The sequence below is a fragment of the Lutibacter sp. genome, assembly GCF_016342705.1.
GTDB lineage: Bacteria > Bacteroidota > Bacteroidia > Flavobacteriales > Flavobacteriaceae > Lutibacter.
Map to the genome: position 1 here is coordinate 1 of NZ_JAEINV010000033.1, position 2,686 is coordinate 2,686.

At 28.3% G+C, this 2,686-nt stretch carries 1 protein-coding gene; it reads left to right on the plus strand.

What is annotated here, in order from left to right:
* Positions 1-467: 467 nt before the first annotated feature.
* A complete protein-coding gene (locus tag JEY78_RS15730) occupies positions 468-2,078 on the plus strand; it encodes a hypothetical protein (RefSeq protein WP_291853695.1) in 1,611 nt (536 codons plus the stop codon).
* The last annotated feature ends 608 nt before the right edge of the window (positions 2,079-2,686 follow it).

Consider the following 2,686-nt stretch of genomic DNA (forward strand, 5'->3'; position numbering starts at 1 on the left):
GTGCCTTCTTTTTTTATTTTCATATTGACCTACTTTCTTTTATGAAAAAAGGGTCAACCTATTTTAGCACGAGACCTTTTTACGCATTATTTGTAACGATTTAAACATACCAGTAGTGCGGGTTTCCACTGCTCCACTTTGTCAGACCGTTGAACGAAAACGAAGATAGCAAAACTTTGTCAGACCGCAATAACTCCCGCATTTTTTCTGAAGCCGTGTTATAAATTGTGCGCTTAGAATTGCTTTGCTTGTCAAGTTGGTAGTTAAATTATCCATGAAATACCCAAACATTTTTTTGAGGAGGGAAATACTTATTGCACGATAGTGCAAAATAAGGTTGGATTACAAACTTTTTGGTAAACCTTTGGTTGTGCGTTGGCTTTGAGCAGGCTTACCAAAGTGTTTGTAATGGTGTTTAGGGAATTAATTTCCAGCGATATAATTACAAGTAAAAACAATCAACATTTTTGATAGATTTATTAAAAATAGTAAATTCACAGAACCTAATAAACAGAGATATTAAAAAAACAAAAGAAATAAAACCATATATGTCTGAAAGTAGAGAGAAAATATTAAGTCCTGAGAAATTATCTAACCATAAGGATTTTGACTGGAAAAATTATAAGATAATTTCTTCAAAAAAAGAGTTGGAAGAATTCATTGATAATAATGAATTTAAGTTTGTTAATTGTATTTTTAATCTTGATGTAGATTTTAATAATTTCATTTTTGATAAAGAAACAACGTTTCATGAATCCATATTTGTAGGGAAAGCCAATTTTTCATTCTCAGAATTTGGAGCAGAAATAAGTAATTTTTTCAATGTTACCTTTCTTGATGTTGTTGATTTTGAAACAACGATATTTAGGAGTAGAGAAATTTGTTTTCGAAGTTCAACATTTAAGAAATCAGCAAATTTCATGGACACACAGTTTGCTGGGAAATTAGATTTACAATACTGTAACTTTTCAGGTGAAGTTTTATTAAATTATGCTAACAAGTTTAATAAGACTTTGAACACTCCATTAAAAATAGAATTAGATGGTTCTACTTTTGAGAAAAAGGTCATTTTCTATAATAGACATTTTGATAGTTCATCATTTTCAAATACAAAATTTAAGGCTTTGTCAGATTTTTTTAATGCCAGTTTCAATGAAGACATGTGTTTTGACAAGACTGATTTTTTAGGTACAACTGTATTTGCAGAGGCAAAATTTTATAAAAAAGCGATATTTCTATATACACAAGTCAGTAGAAATATGATTTTAAGAAATACTCAATTTTTAGGAGGTGTAAATTTAGCACTGATTAATTTTATTGGGGAAGGTTATATTAATACACTCGAAATAAAAATTCATGATGTACCTTCAGACGGTATAGTTTCTGAGAATACTTATGATTATTTAAATGAAAAAATCAACGTTAGCCACAAACGTGCATCATATAGGATTCTTAAGCATGAAGCTTTAAAGCAGAATAATAAAATAGATGCGTTAGTATTTCATGGAGTAGAAATGCAAACTCATTTAAAAGAATTAAATGAGATTAAACGATTAGTAAATAAGAGTTTAAATTTATTAATATCACGGTACAGGAAAGTTCATAAATCATTTATTAATCTTCAACTGTTTAAATTGAAGACAAAGAAATATTTGCCTGTCAAATGGGTGTTAATTTTTACTATTTTTAATAGTCACATTTTGAAAATTAAACGTTTCAAGCACGACGATAGAGGTTTCTGGAACAGATGGATTCTTAGATTGAATAAGTTTAGTAACAATTTTGGACTTAATCCAGGTAGAGGTATTGCATTCACAGTTTTAACTACAATTGTATTTTATTTTATATTCTTGATCTTTCTTTCTAAGGAATGTAACTGTTTAGAATTTGACATAAAAAATTTAGGTGAAACTTTTAAATATGGTGTTCAATTTTTTAATTTGAGCAAATGGGATTATGAACCATATAAAATAGACACATATAATTGGGCACTAATTGTTTTAGTTTTTGGTAGGATATTTATTGGTTTTGGTATGTATCAAACTATCCAAGCTTTTAGGAAATATGGCAGATTTTAATTAAAGGACTAAGCAAGTATAACTAAATGCATAGAAGTAATGCAAAGGAAGAAAAGCCAAAATTTAAACTTTTTTACGCAACGAAGTGGAGTGAATATGTTTAAATGTGCGGTTGGATTTTCCCAAATTGCACGATAGTGCAAAAGAGTATTGGCAAAAAAAATGTTTTTTGTAATTAAAAACTAAACCAATTAATTAAAATAAATTCATTGTCAGATAAAGACTATTTTCTACTAATTATATCTTTGTCAAAATGAGTTGAAGTTATCTGAATCCTGTCATTTTGTATTATACTGAAATAGGTTGACCTTTTTTTGATTATTTTTTTAATTTAGATTTTGTTCTTTTGGTCCATTCACATAATTTTTTTTGCCGGTTGATTGGCAAAAAATGATTTGAATTTCTTCTGTGTTTAAATTGTTAACTCCTGTAAATTTAATCTATTTTTTCGACATGATTGATTTTCTGTTTTCATCTGATTTATTTATAAGTTGACTAATTTTTAGTCAACCTATTTCAGGAAAGTCTTGGTGGTCTCGTGCTAAAATAGGTTGACCCTTTTTTCATAAAAGAAAGCAGGTCAATATGAAAAGAAAAGAACAAGGTAC